Annotated in this window: 17 protein-coding genes; 10 read left to right on the forward strand and 7 right to left on the reverse strand. The window is 57.4% G+C overall.

Annotated elements, in window-relative coordinates; all coding sequences use genetic code 11:
• The first annotated feature begins 28 nt into the window (after positions 1-28).
• Genes rsmI through Q0N43_RS00165 form a run of 4 tightly spaced genes read left to right on the forward strand, consistent with a single transcriptional unit; the run spans position 29 to position 2,824 of the window.
• Positions 29-859 carry a 16S rRNA (cytidine(1402)-2'-O)-methyltransferase gene (rsmI, locus tag Q0N43_RS00150; protein ID WP_295440737.1) on the forward strand — a complete coding sequence of 277 codons (831 nt, stop codon included), beginning with the start codon at positions 29-31 and terminating at the stop codon, positions 857-859.
• Positions 856-1,206 carry a YraN family protein gene (locus tag Q0N43_RS00155; protein ID WP_295440740.1) on the forward strand — a complete coding sequence of 117 codons (351 nt, stop codon included), beginning with the start codon at positions 856-858 and terminating at the stop codon, positions 1,204-1,206. Before rsmI ends, Q0N43_RS00155 begins: the two co-directional genes overlap by 4 nt.
• An 11-nt stretch (positions 1,207-1,217) precedes the next feature.
• On the forward strand, positions 1,218-2,180 hold the full coding sequence (gene gshB, locus Q0N43_RS00160; protein ID WP_295440743.1) for a glutathione synthase: 963 nt from the start codon (positions 1,218-1,220) through the stop codon (positions 2,178-2,180).
• Complete coding sequence (locus Q0N43_RS00165; protein ID WP_295440746.1) at positions 2,180-2,824, forward strand: DedA family protein; 645 nt, start codon at positions 2,180-2,182, stop codon at positions 2,822-2,824. The genes gshB and Q0N43_RS00165 overlap by 1 nt, the downstream gene beginning before the upstream one ends.
• Here the strand turns inward: Q0N43_RS00165 and Q0N43_RS00170 are convergent.
• The 4 genes from Q0N43_RS00170 to rph form a co-directional block, all read right to left on the reverse strand.
• Positions 2,781-3,668, reverse strand: a complete 888-nt coding sequence (locus tag Q0N43_RS00170; RefSeq protein WP_295440749.1) for a tyrosine recombinase XerC — start codon at positions 3,666-3,668, stop codon at positions 2,781-2,783. The two genes, Q0N43_RS00165 and Q0N43_RS00170, sit on opposite strands and share 44 nt — an antisense overlap.
• A 13-nt stretch (positions 3,669-3,681) precedes the next feature.
• Positions 3,682-4,842 (reverse strand): radical SAM family heme chaperone HemW, encoded by a 1,161-nt coding sequence (gene hemW, locus Q0N43_RS00175; RefSeq protein ID WP_295440752.1) that lies wholly within the window; start codon positions 4,840-4,842, stop codon positions 3,682-3,684.
• Between the two features lie 179 nt (positions 4,843-5,021).
• Positions 5,022-5,648 (reverse strand): RdgB/HAM1 family non-canonical purine NTP pyrophosphatase, encoded by a 627-nt coding sequence (gene rdgB, locus Q0N43_RS00180; protein ID WP_295440755.1) that lies wholly within the window; start codon positions 5,646-5,648, stop codon positions 5,022-5,024.
• Between the two features lie 119 nt (positions 5,649-5,767).
• A complete protein-coding gene (gene rph, locus Q0N43_RS00185; RefSeq protein WP_295440758.1) occupies positions 5,768-6,481 on the reverse strand; it encodes a ribonuclease PH in 714 nt (237 codons plus the stop codon).
• A gap of 82 nt (positions 6,482-6,563) precedes the next feature.
• Between rph and hrcA the strand changes: the two genes are divergently transcribed.
• The 3 genes from hrcA to Q0N43_RS00200 all read left to right on the forward strand — a co-directional run bounded on the left by hrcA (position 6,564) and on the right by Q0N43_RS00200 (position 9,731).
• Entirely contained in the window at positions 6,564-7,607 is a 1,044-nt protein-coding gene (gene hrcA, locus Q0N43_RS00190) for a heat-inducible transcriptional repressor HrcA (protein ID WP_295440761.1), read from the forward strand.
• Between the two features lie 89 nt (positions 7,608-7,696).
• Positions 7,697-8,272 carry a nucleotide exchange factor GrpE gene (gene grpE / locus Q0N43_RS00195; protein ID WP_295440764.1) on the forward strand — a complete coding sequence of 192 codons (576 nt, stop codon included), beginning with the start codon at positions 7,697-7,699 and terminating at the stop codon, positions 8,270-8,272.
• 61 nt (positions 8,273-8,333) lie between these two features.
• Positions 8,334-9,731: an MATE family efflux transporter gene (locus Q0N43_RS00200; protein ID WP_295440767.1), complete on the forward strand. Its 1,398-nt coding sequence runs from the start codon at positions 8,334-8,336 to the stop codon at positions 9,729-9,731.
• Here the strand turns inward: Q0N43_RS00200 and Q0N43_RS00205 are convergent.
• The gene (locus Q0N43_RS00205) at positions 9,720-10,184 is read right to left on the reverse strand and encodes a vgr related protein (RefSeq protein WP_295440770.1); all 465 of its coding nucleotides are present in this window, start codon (positions 10,182-10,184) and stop codon (positions 9,720-9,722) included. The genes Q0N43_RS00200 and Q0N43_RS00205 overlap by 12 nt on opposite strands.
• Before the next feature lie 2 nt (positions 10,185-10,186).
• Complete coding sequence (locus tag Q0N43_RS00210) at positions 10,187-10,660, reverse strand: copper chaperone PCu(A)C (RefSeq protein ID WP_295440772.1); 474 nt, start codon at positions 10,658-10,660, stop codon at positions 10,187-10,189.
• A 226-nt stretch (positions 10,661-10,886) separates the two neighbouring features.
• Here Q0N43_RS00210 and dnaK point away from each other — a divergent pair, with 226 nt between their 5' ends.
• Entirely contained in the window at positions 10,887-12,794 is a 1,908-nt protein-coding gene (gene dnaK / locus Q0N43_RS00215; protein ID WP_295440776.1) for a molecular chaperone DnaK, read from the forward strand.
• A 68-nt stretch (positions 12,795-12,862) separates the two neighbouring features.
• Positions 12,863-13,990: a molecular chaperone DnaJ gene (dnaJ, locus tag Q0N43_RS00220; protein WP_295440779.1), complete on the forward strand. Its 1,128-nt coding sequence runs from the start codon at positions 12,863-12,865 to the stop codon at positions 13,988-13,990.
• Positions 13,991-14,046: 56 nt separating this feature from the next.
• On the opposite strand, the gene Q0N43_RS00225 is transcribed toward dnaJ, so the two are convergent.
• A complete protein-coding gene (locus Q0N43_RS00225; protein ID WP_295440781.1) occupies positions 14,047-16,383 on the reverse strand; it encodes a patatin-like protein in 2,337 nt (778 codons plus the stop codon).
• A gap of 93 nt (positions 16,384-16,476) precedes the next feature.
• Between Q0N43_RS00225 and radA the strand changes: the two genes are divergently transcribed.
• The gene (gene radA / locus Q0N43_RS00230; RefSeq protein WP_295440785.1) at positions 16,477-17,841 is read left to right on the forward strand and encodes a DNA repair protein RadA; all 1,365 of its coding nucleotides are present in this window, start codon (positions 16,477-16,479) and stop codon (positions 17,839-17,841) included.
• Positions 17,842-17,848: the final 7 nt, after the last annotated feature.

Here is a 17,848-nt window from a genome sequence, read left to right on the forward strand (position 1 = left end):
GTTCCTTGGGAAGAAGCTGCATATTCCGATGACGTTCGAATCAGGCTTATATGTCGTTGCGACCCCCATCGGCAACCTTGCAGATATCACGCAAAGGGCAATGGACCTTTTGAAAGCCGCAGAAATCGTCGCGGTTGAGGATAGCCGTGTCACCGGAAAATTGTTGCATCACCTTAATATTAAAAAGAAAATGCGTCGCTATAATGACCATAGCGGGGACATTGAGCGCGAGTCCTTGGTCGCCGCTGCGCGTAATGCTGTTGTCGCCTTGGTGTCGGACGCTGGCACGCCATTAATCTCTGATCCCGGGTATAAGCTGGTCCGCGCAGCACGTGACGCTGGCGTGCCGGTGTTCACTATTCCGGGTGCAAGTGCCGTGACGGCGGCTTTGTCGGTCTGTGGCCTGCCAACAGACCGCTTCTTGTTTGCAGGATTCCTGCCCAATAAGGCCAAAGCGCGGGTCGAGACATTGACTGAGCTGGGGCAGGTCAGGGCGACATTGGTGTTTTACGAAGCTGGCCCGCGTCTGGCCGCAAGCTTGGCCGCCATCGCCGACACCTATGGCGACCGAGAAGTTGCCGTGGCCCGCGAGCTGACCAAGAAGTTTGAAGAGGTAGTGACAGGAACAGCGACGCAGTTGGCGGCGCGGTATGCCGAACATAAACCGAAGGGCGAAATCGTCCTGATCATTGGCCCGCCTGCCGACGGTGTGGCGACTGAAACAGGGGACGTCGATGCGGCGTTGCAAGAGGCGCTTGAGACAATGTCCGCCGCCAAAGCTGCTGGCTTTATTGCCAAGCGCTTTGGGCTGGAACGCAATGCCGTCTACGCCCGTGCCTCGGAGTTGAAGGCGAAGTGAACCGTCTTGCCGCCGAAAAACGCGGACGGCGCGGGGAGGTGATTGCGGCCTGGTTCCTGCGGCTGAAAGGATGGCAGATCGTGGGTGCGCGCGTAAAAACCCCGCGTGGTGAGGTGGACTTAATCGCCCGGCGCGGAAAGAGCATCGCCTTTGTCGAGGTAAAGGCCCGGACGAAAGCCGTTGACCTTGCTACGGCGATTGATGCCAGTCGGTTGCGCCGTGTCGCCACTGCGGCGGAAATTCTGCTCCCCAAATATGGCAAAAAATGTGAAAATATGCAGATTGATGTGATTAAGGTTGCGCCATGGCGCTGGCCCAACCATTTGCCAAATGTCTGGCACGGATAGGAACTCGCGAAATGGCACTTAAAATGGCGGTCCAAATGGACCCGATGGACGGCATCAACATCATTGGCGATTCCAGCTTTGCGCTAATGCTGGCAGGGCAAAAGCGCGGTTATGAGATCTGGCATTATGATGTTGGTTCATTGACGCTGGATGCCAATGACCGGCTGACGGCTTGGGCGCATCCGGTGCATGACCTGCAACGGGTCGAAGGCGCACATTATCGTTTTGGCGCGCCAAAGAAGATTGATTTAGGCGCAGACATCGACGTGGTGTTGATGCGGCAGGACCCGCCCTTTCATGTCGGCTACATCACCGCTACCCATTTGCTTGAGCGCATCGCGCATGAAACTCTGGTGGTCAACAACCCCGTGAGCGTCCGCAACGCGCCCGAAAAAGTGATGGTGCTCGATTATCGGCAATATATGCCGCCGACAATCATCACGCGTTCGGCAGATGAAGTGCGCGACTTCCAAAAATTATATGGCGCAGTTGTTGTAAAGCCGCTGCATGGCAATGGGGGCAAAGCCATTTTCCGCATTGACGCCGACGGCAGCAATCTGGGCGCTTTGTTTGAGGTGTTCAACACTACATGGCCCGAACCGCATATGGTGCAGCCATTCCTTCCCGATGTGGCGCTGGGCGATAAACGTATCGTCATGATTGACGGCGAAGTGACGGGCGCGATCAACCGCCGTCCAGGCGAGGGCGAATTCCGCTCCAACTTGGCCGTTGGCGGCAGCGCGGAGCCGACTGAGTTGACAGCGCGCGAGCGCGAAATCTGTTCCGCGATGGCGCCGCGTTTGAAGGAACTTGGCCTTATTTACGTGGGCATTGACGTCATCGGTGGGCAGTGGCTGACCGAAATCAACGTGACCTCGCCCACAGGAATCGTCGCCATTGATCGTTTTAATGGAACGGACACAGCATCGCGCATTCTCGACGTGATTGAACATAAATTGTCGGGGCAGAAATAATGGAAGACTGGATTATTCGCTTGGTCGAATGGGGCCATTATTGGGGCGTGGCGTTGTTGATGCTGCTTGAAACGATATTCCCGCCAATCCCGTCCGAAGTCATTATGACGGTGGCGGGTGTATCCTCTGCGCGGGGCACTATGAACCTTGCTGGAACCATTGCGGCTGGCACGGCAGGCGCAATGGTGGGCAACTGGATCTGGTATTGGGTGGCTGTCAAATTTGGCGAAAAGCGGATGCATATCTTCATCGACCGCTACAGCCGTTGGTTGACGCTCGATTGGGATGAGGTGGAGCGCGGCCAAAGGCTGTTTCGCAAGCATGGATCGATCATCGTCTTGATCGCGCGGATGTTGCCCACATTACGGTCGCTGATCTCGATACCCGCTGGCCTGTTCGGGATGACGTTTCGCCGCTTCATGATCTTCTCGACAATCGGCACCGCCGGATGGACCGCGGCCTTGGCCAGTGCAGGCTATTTCTTGGGGTCGCAATTCAAAGATGTGGAAAAATGGCTTGGGCCATTGTCGACCTTAGTGATCGCAGGCATCGTCCTGACCTATGTTTGGCGGCTTGTCCGTTGGAAGGCTAAGCCTGTGCCTAAGCCCGAGGATGCGCGTTCTGATATTCATCCAGAAGCATAGCGGTATCGACAGCGGTATAGACTTGCGTAGACGACAGGCTGGCATGGCCCAATAATTCCTGCAGACTGCGCAAGTCCCCCCCGCCCGCCAGCAAATGCGTGGCAAAGCTATGGCGCAGCGCGTGCGGCGTTGTGCGGTCGGACAAGCCCAATCGCGTGCGTGCGCCCTGAACTGCGCGGCGGACCAATGCAGGCGATAAGAGCCCGCCGTGTGCGCCGCGAAACAATGGCTGGTCGGCACTGGCGGTATAAGGGCATACAGCGAGATAGTCCTGAATGGCGGTCCGTACTATCTCCAGCAATGGCACGATGCGCGTTTTGTTGCGCTTGCCTGTGACCCGCAACGTGCTGCCCAAGGGCAATATGTCGCCCATCAGGCCAGTCGCCTCACTGACGCGCAGGCCGCTGCCATACAGCAGCAAAAGCAACGCCCAATCGCGCGCGCCGATCCACATATCCTTTGTATTTTCAGCAACGTCATCGGCCAGCGCCAGAACATCATCGGGGTTCACCGGGCGCGGCAGGCTGCGCGGCACACGCGGCCCCTTCATCACAGGTAAAGTCACATCATCGCCCAAGGCAAAGCGCAAGAAATGCCGCACTGCGGACAATTCACGCGCCGTGGAACGATTGGTGAGGCCATCGCCGCGCCGGGCGGCCAAAAATGCGCGCATGTCTGCCAATGAAATATTGTGCAGCGTCACGCGGGTGACTTCGCTGCCCCAATGGAGTTGCAGGAATCCGGTTAGCCGGTCTGCCGTCGCGTGATAGGCGCGCGCGCTATGCGGTGACATCCGCCGGTTGTCGGTCAGGAACGCAAGGTATTCGGCAAGTAAGGACGGCATGGGCCCTATGCTATCAGGCGGAGGCATCAGCCTCAATGTTTACTATTTGCGGCAAGATCGCGTCGAGCAACGGCATGCCTTGCGGTGTGACGGTGACGTGATCTGCGTCACGCGCGATCAGGCCAAGCTGCGCGATTTTGTCGACTGCATCGATGTCGAGCAAGTCGGCAGCAGCGATGCCCGTGCGTTGCGACAGGCGGCTGAGGTCAATCCCTTCTGCCAACCGCAATCCCATCAGCAAGCTTTCGGTGGCGCGCGTGGCTGCATTGAGATGGTCTTCGCTGCTGATGCCGTGCATATTGCGCTCGACTGCGGACAAGAAATTCTCCGGCTTCTTATGGCGCTGTGTTGCAGCGTGCAGCCGCCGCCCATGTGCGCCGGGGCCAATGCCGATATAATCATCATAACGCCAATAGCTTAAATTATGGCGGCTTTCGCCGCCGGGGCGGGCATGGTTGCTGATTTCATAGGGCGGGATGCCTGTGGCGGATGTCATCTGTCCGGTCAGGTCATACAATGTCGCGGCATCATCATCGTCGGCGGGAATGAAATGGCCCGTGCGCACCAAGGTTTCAAAGCGCGTGCCGGGTTCAATCGTAAGCTGATATAGCGACATATGGTCAGTGCCGAAGGAAAGGGCGCGTTGCAACTCGGCCTCCCACTGGCCAGCGGTTTGGTCAGGTCGCGCGTAAATCAGGTCGATGTTGACGCGCCCAAAATGACGCTGGGCAATGGCCAGCGCGTCAAGGCTTTCCAGCACTGAATGCGCGCGCCCCAAAAACGCCAGCGCGGCATCATCTAGTGACTGAAGCCCAAGCGATACGCGGTTAACGCCTGCGCCTGCGAGATCAGCGAAACGCGCGGCCTCCACCGAAGACGGGTTCGCCTCCAAAGTGATTTCAATATCGTCGGCAAAGCCCCAATGCCGCTCCGCCGCGTCAATTAGCGCAGCGACGGTGGACGGCGGCATCAAAGACGGCGTGCCCCCGCCAAAGAAGATGGAGGTCAGCTTACGATCCGGCGTGCGGGCCGCCTCATATGCCATATCTGCCAGCAATGCCGCACACCAGGCCGCATCGTCCACCGTCTCGCGGACATGGCTATTGAAATCACAATAAGGGCATTTCGAAACGCAAAATGGCCAATGGATATAAAGGGCGAGCGGGGCGGGCATAGGCTGCGCTATCGTGTCGGCCTAGACCGTAGCCCTGAGCAGCAGCCGGGCATCGGCTGCGTCCGTCGAAGGGCGTGTCGCCGTCTGGCAAGTTGCAATACTGAAAAGCGCCCTTCGAATATCGTCAGCGCTGTTGCACTGACGGCTCAGGGCTGCGGTATATGGGCGCGCGGGCTTGTTCAAAACACCGCCGCAACCAATTTGCGAAATGCGTCCGCCCGGTGGCTCATCCCGTGTTTCTCTTGCGGATCAAGTTCAGCAAAGGTCTCGCTGCGTCCTTCCGGAACGAACACAGGGTCATAGCCAAAGCCATGCAACCCACGTGGTGGCCATGTCAGGCTGCCCTGCACACGGCCTTCGAAAATTTCCTGATGCCCATCGGGCCATGCCAGCGCCAAAGTGCAGACGAAATACGATCTCCGGTCGGTGTCTGGGCCAAGTTCGGCCAGCTTGCCCTCAACCTTGCCCATCGCCATATACCAGTCACGCCCCGGCCCGCCTTCGAAGACCTGCGTTTCCGCCCAATCGGCGGTGTAGACCCCCGGCGCACCGCCCAAGGCAGCAACGCATAGGCCGCTGTCATCGGCCAGCGCGGGCAGGCCGGACCCTTGCGCCGACGCATGGGCCTTAAGCAAAGCATTTTCGGCAAAGCTAGTCCCGGTTTCTTCAGGTTCAGGCAGGCCAAGTTCGCCCGCCGATACCGGTTCGATACCAAAAGGCGCAAGCAAGGCACGGATTTCACGGACCTTGCCAGCATTATGGCTGGCGATGACCAGCCTGCCGGGTTCGAGTTTGCGGTGATTCATAATGCTTGCCTCTTACTACAAAATCCGTCGCCCCAGCGAAGGCTGGGGCCCATCACGTGTCTCAGTCTTGCACGACAGGCGCGATAGGCTCCAGCCTGCGCTGGAGCGACGGTTGCGCTTTACTTAACCGCGTCGGCCTGCGCGGCGAAAATCCGGTCTGTTCCGATGCGCGCGAGGCGGAGCAGGCGCAGCAGGCCTTCTTCGTCATAGGTCGCGCCTTCGGCAGTGGCTTGCACTTCGGCAATCTGGCCACCTTCGATCAGGACGAAATTGGCATCGGAGTCTGCGTCGGAATCTTCGATATAATCAAGGTCCAACACCGGCGTGCCTTTGAAGATACCGCAGCTTACCGCTGCAACACGGCCGCTAATGGGGTCCTCTTTAATCGCGCCCGACGCCAGCAGGCCATTGACCGCAAGCCGAAGCGCAACCCATGCGCCGGAAATCGCCGCAGTGCGCGTGCCGCCATCGGCTTGCAACACGTCACAATCGATGGTGATTTGGTTTTCACCCAGCTTCTTCAAATCAACGACGGAGCGTAACGAACGGCCAATAAGGCGCTGAATTTCCTGAGTCCGGCCCGACTGCTTGCCCTTGGCGGCTTCGCGCTGGCTGCGCGTATGCGTGGCGCGGGGCAACATCGAATATTCCGCCGTAACCCAGCCTTCACCCTTGCCGCGCAACCATGGCGGAATACGATCTTCGACGCTGGCGGTCACCAGCACGCGGGTGTCGCCAAAACCGATGAGGCAGCTACCTTCGGCATGTTTGGTGAAATGGGTGTCAATCGAAATGGCGCGCATTTCGTCTGGCGAACGGCCGGATGGACGCATGATACTCTCCTGATAACAAGTTGCTGCCCGCATTAGCCTGCCCCGCTTGCTTTGCAAGTGCGCGGTGCGCTACACTGACGCGGTGAGCCAAACACCCATCAATGAATTAAATGACCGGACACGCATGATTTTCCGGATGGTGGTTGAAAGCTATCTGGACAATGGCGCGCCGGTTGGATCGCGAACAGTTTCCAAATTTGCAGGGTTAAACCTGTCGCCTGCATCGATCCGCAATGTCATGCAGGATTTGGAGGAAGCAGGCTATCTCGCCTCACCGCACACAAGTGCTGGGCGCGTGCCAACCGAGAGCGGCCTTCGCCTGTTCGTCGATGGCATGATGCACTCGGCTGCGCCATCGGTTGAGGAACAGCGCGCGATTGAATCGCAAATCCGGGGCGAGGGGCCGATTGAAGAGGCACTGGTGGCCGCGACTTCGGTTCTGTCGGGTCTGTCCGCCTGCGCCGGTATCGTGCTTGTGCCAAAGCGTGACGCGGTCCTAAAGGCATTTAGCTTTGCGCGCCTGTCCCCGTCACAAGTGCTCGCAATCATGGTCGGGTCCGACAATAGCGTGGAAAACCGGCTGGTGTTGATTGACCCGGCAATTAGCGAATCCATGTTAGTTGAGGCCGCAAACTATATTTCGGCGCGCCTTTCGGGATTGACGCTGTCCGAAGCGCTCGAGCGCCTCGACAGCGAAATTCGGGCCGAAAAGGCCGAACTTGACGTCGCCAGCCAAAAACTGGTGCGTGACGGGCTGGCGATTTGGTCGCTTGATGCGAATGACCGGCCAGTGCTCATCGTGCGCGGGCAGTCGAACCTGATCGACGAAGCCGCGGCCGCCGACCTCGACCGCGTCCGCCAATTGTTGGACGAGCTTGAGAGCAAAGAGGAGATCGCGCGGCTGGTCGACAGCGCGCGTGAGGCGCAATCGACACGGATTTTCATCGGTTCGGAAAATAATCTTTTCTCGCTTTCGGGATCGTCCGTCATCGCCGCGCCCTATCGGGAGGCAGGGGGCAAGGTGGTTGGCGTCATTGGCGTCATTGGCCCGACACGCCTGAATTATGCGCGCATTGTGCCGATGGTCGATTTTACCGCGCAAGCGCTGAGCCGTTTAATTAAATGATGCGCGGGTTGATGAAATAAAATTGCTTTCTATATGCGAGCAGCAACAAACGACCATGCAGTCGCAACGTAATTGGGTTAATCAGGTTTATGACAAAGAAGAAATCAGCCGCAGCCGATTCCGCTGTAGAAAAAGAACTTGAAGGCGTGCCAGAGCATATGAAGGACGATACGTCAGAGGTAACTGACGCTGCCGATGCAAAGATTGCGGCGCTTGAAGAAGCGCTCGCTGCTGCACAGCAGGATGTTTTATACGCGCAGGCCGAAACGCAAAATGTGCGGCGCCGTATGGAGAAAGAAGCGCAGGACGCGCGCGCTTATGCCGCAACGGGTTTTGCCCGCGATGTGCTATCCGTGTCCGACAATCTGTCACGCGCATTAGAGGCAATTCCGTCTGAAATGCGCGAGAGCGACGCGATGAAACCGCTCGTCATCGGCCTTGAAGCGACTGGTCGTGAGCTGGACAGCGTCTTTGCCAAAAATGGCATTACGCGCATTGCCGCCATGGGCATGCCGTTGGATCCCAACCAACATCAGGCGATGGTTGAAATTCCAAGCGCAGATCTGGAACCCGGCATCATTGTCGCCGAAATGCAGGCTGGATATATGATCAAGGACCGCTTGCTGCGCCCTGCTTTGGTTGGGGTGGCAAAGGCGGCGGATTAGGGTCAGGACCATCACGCCGGGGGTGGTCTAACGCAACGCGCTCCGCTATCGAGCGCGTCATATGACCACAGCGGCAATCCCCATGGACCGTCAGTCCCCTTGGCGCGATGAACTTCGCGCGACCTTGTCGCTTGCCTGGCCGTTGATCCTGACCAACCTGTCGATGTCGTTGATTGGCGCGACCGATGTGGTGATGGTGGGGTGGCTTGGGCCAACTGAGTTGGCGGCGGCATCGCTTGGCTTCAACCTGTGCATGACGGCGGCGATCTTCTGCATGGGCCTCGTCACCGCGACCGCGCCGATGATGGCGAGCGAGCGCGGCGCAAAGGCACATTCAGTGCGCGATATCCGGCGCACATTTCGGCAAGGATTGTGGGTCGCCGTTGCGATCATGATCCCGATATGGCTGATCTTGTGGCAGACCGAAGCCATATTGTTGACGCTTGGCCAGCAGGCCGAACTTGCGGTCAAGGCGCAAAGCTATGTGCGTGCCTATATGTGGTCGATCCTGCCATTTTTGTGGCTGATTATCGCGCGCAATTTCCTTTCGGCGTTGGAGCAGCCCTTATGGTCGCTCGTCATCGGTATCTTGGGCGTTTTTGCGAACGCGGCATTCAACTATGTCCTCATTTTCGGGAAGTTGGGCGTGCCGGCCTTTGGCATAATCGGCGCTGGTTTGGGCAGTATTCTCGCCAATATGTTCATGTTTTTGGGCATGGTGGCGGTGATTAGCTATCATCCCAAATTCCGGCGATATCATCTCTTCGGGCGTTGGTGGCGCAGCGATTGGCCGCGTTTTCGGGCGCTGTGGAAACTGGGCCTGCCGATTGGCGTTACGATGGGGTTGGAAGGCGGCGTCTTTGGCGTTGCAGTCATGCTCATGGGGTTAATCGACACCGCCTCAGTCGCGGCGCATGCCATCGCGCTTCAGGTCGCGAGCGTGACGTTCATGGTGCCCTTGGGCCTTGCGCAGGCCGCGACGGTGCGTGTGGGCATTGGCTATGGTCGGCGCGATATGCAGCTTATTCGCCGCGCCGGTTGGGCCAGCTTTGTCATGGGAACGGGGTTCATGGCGGCGATGGCGGTGTTGATGTGGCTGTCACCAGAATTGTTGATTGCTTTGTTCATTGACCGCGATGCTACGATCAATGCAGAGGTCGTGCGACTGGCCGTCAGCTTCCTTGCCATTGCGGCCCTGTTCCAGATTGTCGATGGCGCGCAAGTTGTAGGCGCGGGCATGCTGCGTGGATTGCACGATACGACAGTGCCCATGTTGTTTGCCGCCTTTGGCTATTGGGTGGTTGGCATTGGCGTGGGCGCATGGCTGGCATTTTACCAAGGTTGGAATGGCGTTGGCATTTGGCTTGGCTTGGCGACTGGACTCGGCATTGTCGCGGTTTTGATGCTCGTGCGCTGGTCGATGCGCGCGCGGCTTGGCCTGCTGCCGTCAGAAGGGTAGCACACCGTCATATTGCGACAGCAACGGCGCGCCTGCGACCTTCGCCCCGTTGCGCAACAGAAATATATGCCGGACGATTTCGCATTGCTGTTCCAGCCCATATTGGTCGAGTTGCCACCCCGGTTTTAAGCTATAATCATAGCGGCAAAACGGATACCGCCGAAGCGGCAGGCATATGCCCCTTTGGTGCTGCCACACATGCACGAGTTCGTGGATGAACAAGCCTTGCGCGCTGAGGCTGGCATCGCAAAAATCATCGCAGAATAAATCGCCCTTTGGGTGAAACCATATATGGCCGTTCGGGGCCATCGTCACGTGGCGCGGCTGAAACCAAAAATAACGGCGGTTATGGATTCGGATATCATCATAATCGAGCGCTGACCTGAAAACGGATTCCGCCAGCGCCCGTTCGCGGACGGTTAACGCCCTGCCGGATTTATGCGGGCCGAACATGTTTAACCATCAATGGCCTTTTTCTCGTCGGGGTCGCTGCCGTCGATTTCTTGCACGCGGGCCCTCACCAATATGCGGGCATTGTTCGAAAACAGAAACTCGGTCTCAATCACGCCCAAACGGCGGGGGATGACGTTGACGCCCCATATCATCACATGCTTACCGCCTTTTTTGAAGGCAACTTTTTCACCAGACGGAATGGGCACGCGGTCCATAGGGGTCATGGCCACGGCGCCGGTTTTTGCATCCATTGTGACATCGTGCATTTCAACCCGAACGGCCGATGGGGAACTTACGCGCAGCAAATACACATCCTCCGGCCCGCCATAAACGTTGAAGTGCATGGCCGACGGGTTGTTGTCGACAGGCGACAGGGTCAGCGTGGCTTCCTTTACCTTCAACTGCGGCGTTGGGCCGCATGCGCCCAGCAACAGGGCAGCCACAGCGGCGCTGAATGTGCATATATGTCGGTTCATATCGTCCTCCTTTTGCGGTTAGGTGCGCGCGCTGGTGCGGTCCAGCTATACCGCGTTTTCACCTAATATTTTCCCTATCTAGGAACGCCGAAGTCTTGTGCCAAGAGAATTGACACCTATATCGCCGCTACAACGTCACGTTACGCGTAACCCCAGTGCCTGATAGGGCTGGTGCGAAATGCGACAGGGTAAAGTTCAATTTTTAAAATTTCGGGGTAAAGTTTTTATGGCTAAAGTTATTGGTATCGACTTGGGCACGACAAACAGCTGCGTTGCGGTCATGGACGGCGGCAAGCCCAAGGTCATCGAAAATGCAGAAGGCGCGCGCACAACGCCATCGATCGTGGCCTTTGCGAAGGATGGCGAGCGCCTTATTGGCCAGCCAGCCAAGCGTCAGGCCGTCACCAATCCGGAAAGCACCATTTATGCGGTGAAGCGCCTTATTGGCCGCCGCTTTGATGACCCAATGACCAAGAAGGATATGGGCCTCGTTCCTTACAGCATCGTCAAGGGCAAGACCGGCGATGCATGGGTCAAAGCAGGCGGCGAAGATTATTCGCCTTCACAAATTTCGGCATTCATCTTGCAAAAGATGAAAGAAACAGCGGAAGCCTATTTGGGCGAAACTGTCACGCAAGCGGTCATCACCGTTCCAGCCTATTTCAACGACGCCCAGCGTCAGGCCACAAAGGATGCTGGCCTGATTGCGGGTCTTGAAGTGCTGCGTATCATTAACGAGCCAACCGCTGCTGCGCTTGCTTATGGCATGGACAAGGATGAGAATAAAACCATCGCGGTCTATGACCTTGGCGGCGGCACGTTCGACATTTCGATCCTAGAGGTCGGCGACGGCGTGTTTGAAGTGAAATCCACCAATGGTGACACATTCCTTGGCGGTGAAGATTTCGACAGCGTGCTCGTTGAGCATTTGGCAGCCGATTTCAACAAGGCCGAAGGCATTGACCTGACCAAGGACAAGCTGGCGCTGCAACGTTTGAAGGAAGCGGCTGAAAAGGCGAAGATCGAATTATCTTCAACACAGACAACCGAAGTCAACCTTCCGTTTATCACCGCTGACCAAAATGGTCCAAAGCACCTTGTGAAAACTATCACGCGTGCTGACCTTGAAAAATTGGTTGGCGACCTGATTAAGCGCACGCTTGAGCCTTGCAAAAAGGCATTGGCTGATGCGGGTATCAAGGCCGATGGCATTGATGAAGTCGTAATGGTCGGCGGCATGACCCGCATGCCAAAGGTGCGCGACGTGGTGAAGAATTTCTTCGGCAAGGAACCGCATACAGGCGTGAACCCTGATGAAGTTGTTGCGATGGGCGCTGCCATTCAGGCGGGCGTTTTGCAGGGCGATGTCAAGGACGTGTTGTTGCTGGACGTGACGCCACTGTCATTGGGTATCGAAACGCTCGGTGGCGTATTTACGCGTATGATCGACCGTAACACGACAATCCCAACGAAGAAGAGCCAAGTATATTCGACTGCCGAAGACAATCAAAATGCCGTGACCATCCGCGTCTTCCAAGGTGAGCGTGAAATGGCGGCGGATAATAAGCTGCTTGGCAATTTCGATCTGGTCGGCATTCCACCTGCACCCCGCGGCGTTCCGCAGGTTGAAGTGACGTTCGACATTGACGCCAACGGCCTTGTGAGCGTGACCGCCAAGGATAAGGGCACAGGCAAGGAACAGCAGATCAAAATTCAGGCATCGGGCGGTCTGTCCGATGCGGATATTGACCAGATGGTGCGCGATGCCGAAGCCTTTGCCGAAGAAGACAAGCAGCGTCGTGAATCGGCAGAAGCCAAGAATAATGCAGAAAGCCTTGTTCATTCCACCGAGAAGCAGTTGGAAGAGTATGGCGACAAGATTGATGCCGCGTTGAAGGGCGAAATCGAAGCAGCTGTGGCCGAAACCAAAACCGCTATTGAAGGCGGCGATGCAGAAGCCATGAAGGAAAAGGCAGCGGCCTTGGCCCAAATCGCGATGAAGCTTGGCGAAGCGATCTACAAGGAAGAGCAAGCTGCTGGCACATCGGCAGGCGCTGCATCGGAAGAAGCGCCAGCCGACGATAATGTTGTCGATGCTGAATTCTCCGAAGTCGAAGACGACAAGAAAGACTGATGTTGAATTTTTCGACCGTCGCTATCGAAACGTAGCGACGGTTGGGAAGACCGGGGGGGTAGTCAGTCATGAATCTCGACATTGATTATTATGAATTGTTAGAAGTCGAGCGGACAGCGGATGAAAAGACGCTGAAAACCGCGTATCGCCGGATCGCGATGGAATGCCATCCCGACCGTAATCCCGGCTGCGACAAATCCGAAGCTAAGTTCAAGGCGATTAGTCAGGCTTATGACGTCCTGAAAGATCCACAAAAGCGCGCGGCCTATGACCGGTTCGGCAAGGAAGCGTTTGAAAATGGTGGCATGGGTGGCGGCGGCGGCCAAGGCGGCGCTGGCTTTGGTGACTTCTCCGATATTTTCGAAAGCTTTTTTGGCGACGCCTTTGGTGGCCGCCAGCGCGGCCCTGCGCGTGGCGCAGATTTACGCTATGATCTCGAAATATCGCTTGATGAGGCCTTCCACGGCAAGGATGCCGAGATTACCGTCGACGTTGCTACCTCGTGCGGCACATGCAGTGGCAGTGGCGCGACGCCTGGGTCAGGCAAGCGTCGCTGCAACCTGTGCGCAGGTCATGGCAAGGTACGCGCGCAGCAAGGTTTCTTTGTGGTCGAACGCACATGCCCGACCTGCCACGGTCGCGGGGAAGTGATTGAGTCCCCATGCCGGGCCTGCCGCGGCGAAGGCCGGGTGGATGAACGCAAGACCATCGCCGTCAATATTCCGCCCGGCGTCGACGAAGGCACCCGCATTCGTGTCGCTGGCCGTGGCGAGGCTGGGCCAAATGGCGCAGCGGCGGGTGATCTTTATATCTTCATCCATCTGTCGCGCCACAAGGTGTTCGAACGCGACGGCACGACATTGTTCTGCCGCGTGCCCGTAAGCTTCACCACAGCGGCGCTGGGTGGCGAAATCCGCATCCCGTGCCTCGATAGTACAGAACATATCATCATCGTTCCAGAGGGCATACAGTCGGGCAAACAGCTTCGCCAGCGCGGGGCAGGCATGCCTGTGCTGCAAGGGCGTGGTCGCGGTGATATGGTCATTCAGATCGACGTGGAAACGCCGTCAAAGCTGTCCGCGCGGCAGAAGGAAATATTGCGGGAGTTCCGCGAAACCGAAACGGGCGCAGAATGTCCGCAATCAACAGGCTTTTTTGACAAACTTAAGGGCATTTGGGACGGCATCACTGATTAGGGTCAGGACCACTTAAATCCACCTTCGCGGCGTCAAAATGGCAAAGATATCGAAGGTCAGATGTTAATCTGGTCCACCTCGGTCCGTAACGAAATGATGAGGGGCTGGATATGCGTCAGCCGCTCCTGCTCCTCATCCAGTATCGCGTGAAACACGCGCTTTTTGTAACTTTGTGCGCGGCCAGTCGAAAATTCATGGCCCGGTGGCAGTGACGATATCAGGATATCGATCATGCGTTCCGCGCCATGCAAACGGCCCCATAGATAGTCGTTTTCACGATAGGCGCGGCTGAAAAACGCACCGAAATTGTTGAACTCTATGCCCTTTAACATCGCGGCCGTGCCGCCGGTGCGGATGGAGTTGCAGTCGTCGGGGGATATGCGGTCCACTTTGACCGGGTCGAATTCATCAAAGCCTTCATCCTGCAACAAAGGCAGCGTGGCGATGTCGTATAGCGCATAGCCCAAATAGCCGAGCAGCATGACCCGGCGCGCCTCAACGGGCATATTCAGCATGGCATCGCATAATATTTTGTCGACTTTGCCGTCGGCCCGCACCAGATCGCGTTGCGCCGCAAGATGGTCCATTACGCCTGCGGGATCGGCTATGCCAGATTTGGCGGCCATCGCGAAATCCAGCCCTAAAAACTCCGCAGTTTCCAAATCGAGAAACAAAGCGAGGCATTTGTAAATGGCATCGCGCATTTTGGCGATATCATCGTCCGGCATATCGATAACATTTTCGACTTCTTCAGTCAGATGCCGGGTAAGAAAGCGCAGGCGACGGATGCGGAAGCGCAGGTCATGCGCGCGAAGGAAGGCAATTTGGCGGGTGGTGGCCTTGCGTTTACGCGGCGGCATTAGGTCAAGGTCACGGCTCCCGATTTCTGCCCAAAGCGCGGCACGCAAGTCACCGAAAAACGCGGCTGATGCATCGGGCAAGCTACGGCGGGCGGTGGCGACAATATCATCAACAACACCTGCGATTTTGAGATGATTGTAGGCGCGGTAACCGAACCCGGCGGCAACAATCGCCTTTTCCTGCGCAGATTGCCGCCATTTTTGCATGCGGCTTGCGGTTGGCTGGGTGAGGAACCATGTCTTACCGAGCAGCGTCTCTACCGTATTTTCAACCTCGCTGCGCAAGCTGTCGATGACGCGCCGCGTTCGTTCAATACGTTCCGAACGGCCAGTGATCTTTTCAAGGCTGTCCCGAATGGGCTGTTCACGCGGAATGTTGGACGACGCCCCCAATATTGTCGAAAAGAACCCCGGTGGCTTGCGCGGCATATCGGCGGTGCCGTCTGCTTTGCGGTGGCCAAAACGGAAACCGGGGCGGCCGGGCGTGGGGTCGATATAAACAAAACGCCGGTCCACTTCGCGGCGCGCCGGGCGGTTGCGCAAGGCGGAGATCGCTTGGTTAAACGGCGCATTGGCCAACACCGATCCGTCGATTAACATCGTATCTTCTGCGGCATTTGCGGCAAATTGCTGCGGCAATATGCGGTTCAAAAATATATTGCGGCCAAGCCATGGGACATTTTCCCGCGCCAACAACCGGTCAAGTTCACGCACCGAAAATGGCGGGAAAGCACCGGGGAAACTGGCCGTGGCCCGCGCAGCGAAAATCAGCTCGGCAATGTCGGCAAGGCCCGTTCGTCCGCGTGTGGAAAAATCGACTGTGATCCGATGTTCGGACTCCGTGACCTCTTCAGGACTGTTGAGGCGCAGCGCCCGATCATGGCCGTAATAGTCGGTTACGGTGACAAACAGGTCCAGCGGCTGGCTAATGGGTAAAAGCGGTGGTTGGGCGGCGCTCGCGGCCATTGCGTTCAGCGCATCAAGCAACAGTTTCGAAAACACATTCCCACCAAAGGGCGGCGCAAACCAGCGTGCACGGACAAAGCGTGACAGCTTGGCCGCAACTTCCTCCTGCGCCTCTTTTGCGACGGTTCTTTCAACCGCCCCGCCGCGTCGGCGCAAGATCATCCACGCAATGGGCGTCGCCCAAAATTTGGTGAAGCGCGACAGCGGGCGTGCATCAGGATCAAGCAGCACGTCGACGTCCGCCATCTCAAGCCACATATCGGTCAACGGCTCAAGCGATTGGCCCGTGACAATAGCCTGTGACAGGAAAATGCCGTTGATCCCGCCCGCGCTTGACCCAGCAATGATGTCCGTCAAAACGCGCAGTTTTACGCCACTGACGCGTGACAACTCGGCAAGCAAATCATGATAGACAATCTCACTGCGGCGGGTGGGGGGCGCACCGTCATGAAACGCGCGGCTCGCGCGGACCATGTGCCAAATCTCGCGCGTGACGCCATGCATGTAAATGGCAAGGCTAACCCCGCCATAACAAATGAGCGCCAGCCTGAGTTCTTTTTCGCGCATATCAAATATGTGGCATTACGCCGCGTCACACGCAAGCGTTGATACGGCGCACTTATGTCTTGAGTTCTTGATTTGTTCTGTTAATTACCGGCTATGGCAAAAGCAAAGCGCAAATATGTGTGTCAGGCATGCGGGTCCGAATCCAACCGCTGGCAGGGGCAGTGCGACGATTGCGGCGAATGGAACACCTTGGCGGAAGAGGCCAAGGCAACTGTTTTTGAACTGAAGCATCATTTGCATTCGGGCGGCCGTGCGGTCGAATTGTCCGGATTAAATTCGGATATTAAACTGCCTGAACGGGCGTCAACGGGTATATCCGAATTTGACCGCGCATTGGGTGGCGGCCTTGTGCCGGGTTCGGCGACCCTGCTCGGTGGTGATCCGGGCATTGGTAAGTCGACGTTATTGTTACAAGCTGCTGCAAACCTCGCGCGGCGCGGCCTATCCGTTGCGTATATTTCGGGTGAAGAGGCGGTTGACCAAGTTCGCTTGCGGGCCCGCCGACTTGGCCTTGGCGATGCGCCGTTGCAGCTTGCCGCCGCAACCTCTGTGCGCGATATCCTCACGACGATGGCACATGGCGCGCCGCCCGCTTTATTGGTCATCGATTCTATTCAGACGATGCACAGCGACCTCATCGAAGGCGCGCCGGGCACGGTCAGCCAAGTACGCGCGTCGGCGCAAGAGCTTATCCGCTTTGCCAAGGAGCGCGGCACGGCGTTGATGCTCGTCGGCCATGTCACCAAAGACGGGACGATTGCCGGACCCCGCGTGCTGGAACATATGGTTGACACCGTATTGTCGTTCGAAGGCGAACGCAGCCATCAATATCGCATTTTGCGCGCGTCCAAGAACCGGTTTGGCGGGACCGACGAAATCGGTGTTTTTGCGATGGTTGAAGAAGGCTTGACGGAGGTCGGAAACCCCAGCGCGTTGTTCCTGACCGACCGGGCCGAACAGGTTACGGGGGCAACGGTGTTTCCAGCGTTGGAAGGAACGCGGCCAGTGCTTGTGGAAATTCAAGCGCTGACCGTGCGGCTATCCAGTGGGGCAACACCGCGCCGCGCCGTTGTGGGCTGGGACAGCGGTCGGCTCGCGATGATATTGGCGGTGCTGGAGGCGCGATGCGGCCTGAGTTTTTCAACGGCTGAGGTGTATCTCAACATTGCAGGTGGCTATCGCATTTCTGACCCAGCCGCCGATCTTGCGGTTGCCGCAGCGTTGGTTTCGGCTTTGGCGGAACGGCCACTGCCGTCCGATGCTGTACTCTTTGGCGAAGTTGCTTTATCCGGCGAAATCCGTCCCGTCGCCCATGGTGCGTTGCGGCTTAAGGAATCGGCAAAGCTCGGGTTCAGCCGCGCCTTGGTGCCGCCGTCGGTCAAAGGTCAGACCGGCATATCAACGCACGAGTTCCGCACGCTTGCCAATCTCGTTGACCATATGCTGGGACGTCCCTAAATCCTCT

The sequence above is a fragment of the Sphingorhabdus sp. EL138 genome (assembly GCF_945882965.1).
Taxonomy (GTDB): domain Bacteria; phylum Pseudomonadota; class Alphaproteobacteria; order Sphingomonadales; family Sphingomonadaceae; genus Sphingorhabdus_B.

What these genes read in the sequence shown, in the direction of transcription:
- Q0N43_RS00210 (WP_295440772.1), bottom strand. Translation starts at nt 10,660, where the DNA reads ATGAACCGACATATATGCACATTCAGCGCCGCTGTGGCTGCCCTGTTG.
- radA (WP_295440785.1), top strand. Translation starts at nt 16,477, where the DNA reads ATGGCAAAAGCAAAGCGCAAATATGTGTGTCAGGCATGCGGGTCCGAA.
- dnaJ (WP_295440779.1), top strand. Translation starts at nt 12,863, where the DNA reads ATGAATCTCGACATTGATTATTATGAATTGTTAGAAGTCGAGCGGACA.
- hemW (WP_295440752.1), bottom strand. Translation starts at nt 4,842, where the DNA reads ATGCCCGCCCCGCTCGCCCTTTATATCCATTGGCCATTTTGCGTTTCG.
- rsmI (WP_295440737.1), top strand. Translation starts at nt 29, where the DNA reads ATGACGTTCGAATCAGGCTTATATGTCGTTGCGACCCCCATCGGCAAC.
- dnaK (WP_295440776.1), top strand. Translation starts at nt 10,887, where the DNA reads ATGGCTAAAGTTATTGGTATCGACTTGGGCACGACAAACAGCTGCGTT.
- rph (WP_295440758.1), bottom strand. Translation starts at nt 6,481, where the DNA reads ATGCGTCCATCCGGCCGTTCGCCAGACGAAATGCGCGCCATTTCGATT.
- Q0N43_RS00225 (WP_295440781.1), bottom strand. Translation starts at nt 16,383, where the DNA reads ATGCGCGAAAAAGAACTCAGGCTGGCGCTCATTTGTTATGGCGGGGTT.
- grpE (WP_295440764.1), top strand. Translation starts at nt 7,697, where the DNA reads ATGACAAAGAAGAAATCAGCCGCAGCCGATTCCGCTGTAGAAAAAGAA.
- rdgB (WP_295440755.1), bottom strand. Translation starts at nt 5,648, where the DNA reads ATGAATCACCGCAAACTCGAACCCGGCAGGCTGGTCATCGCCAGCCAT.
- Q0N43_RS00165 (WP_295440746.1), top strand. Translation starts at nt 2,180, where the DNA reads ATGGAAGACTGGATTATTCGCTTGGTCGAATGGGGCCATTATTGGGGC.
- Q0N43_RS00205 (WP_295440770.1), bottom strand. Translation starts at nt 10,184, where the DNA reads ATGTTCGGCCCGCATAAATCCGGCAGGGCGTTAACCGTCCGCGAACGG.
- Q0N43_RS00200 (WP_295440767.1), top strand. Translation starts at nt 8,334, where the DNA reads ATGACCACAGCGGCAATCCCCATGGACCGTCAGTCCCCTTGGCGCGAT.
- Q0N43_RS00170 (WP_295440749.1), bottom strand. Translation starts at nt 3,668, where the DNA reads ATGCCGTCCTTACTTGCCGAATACCTTGCGTTCCTGACCGACAACCGG.
- gshB (WP_295440743.1), top strand. Translation starts at nt 1,218, where the DNA reads ATGGCACTTAAAATGGCGGTCCAAATGGACCCGATGGACGGCATCAAC.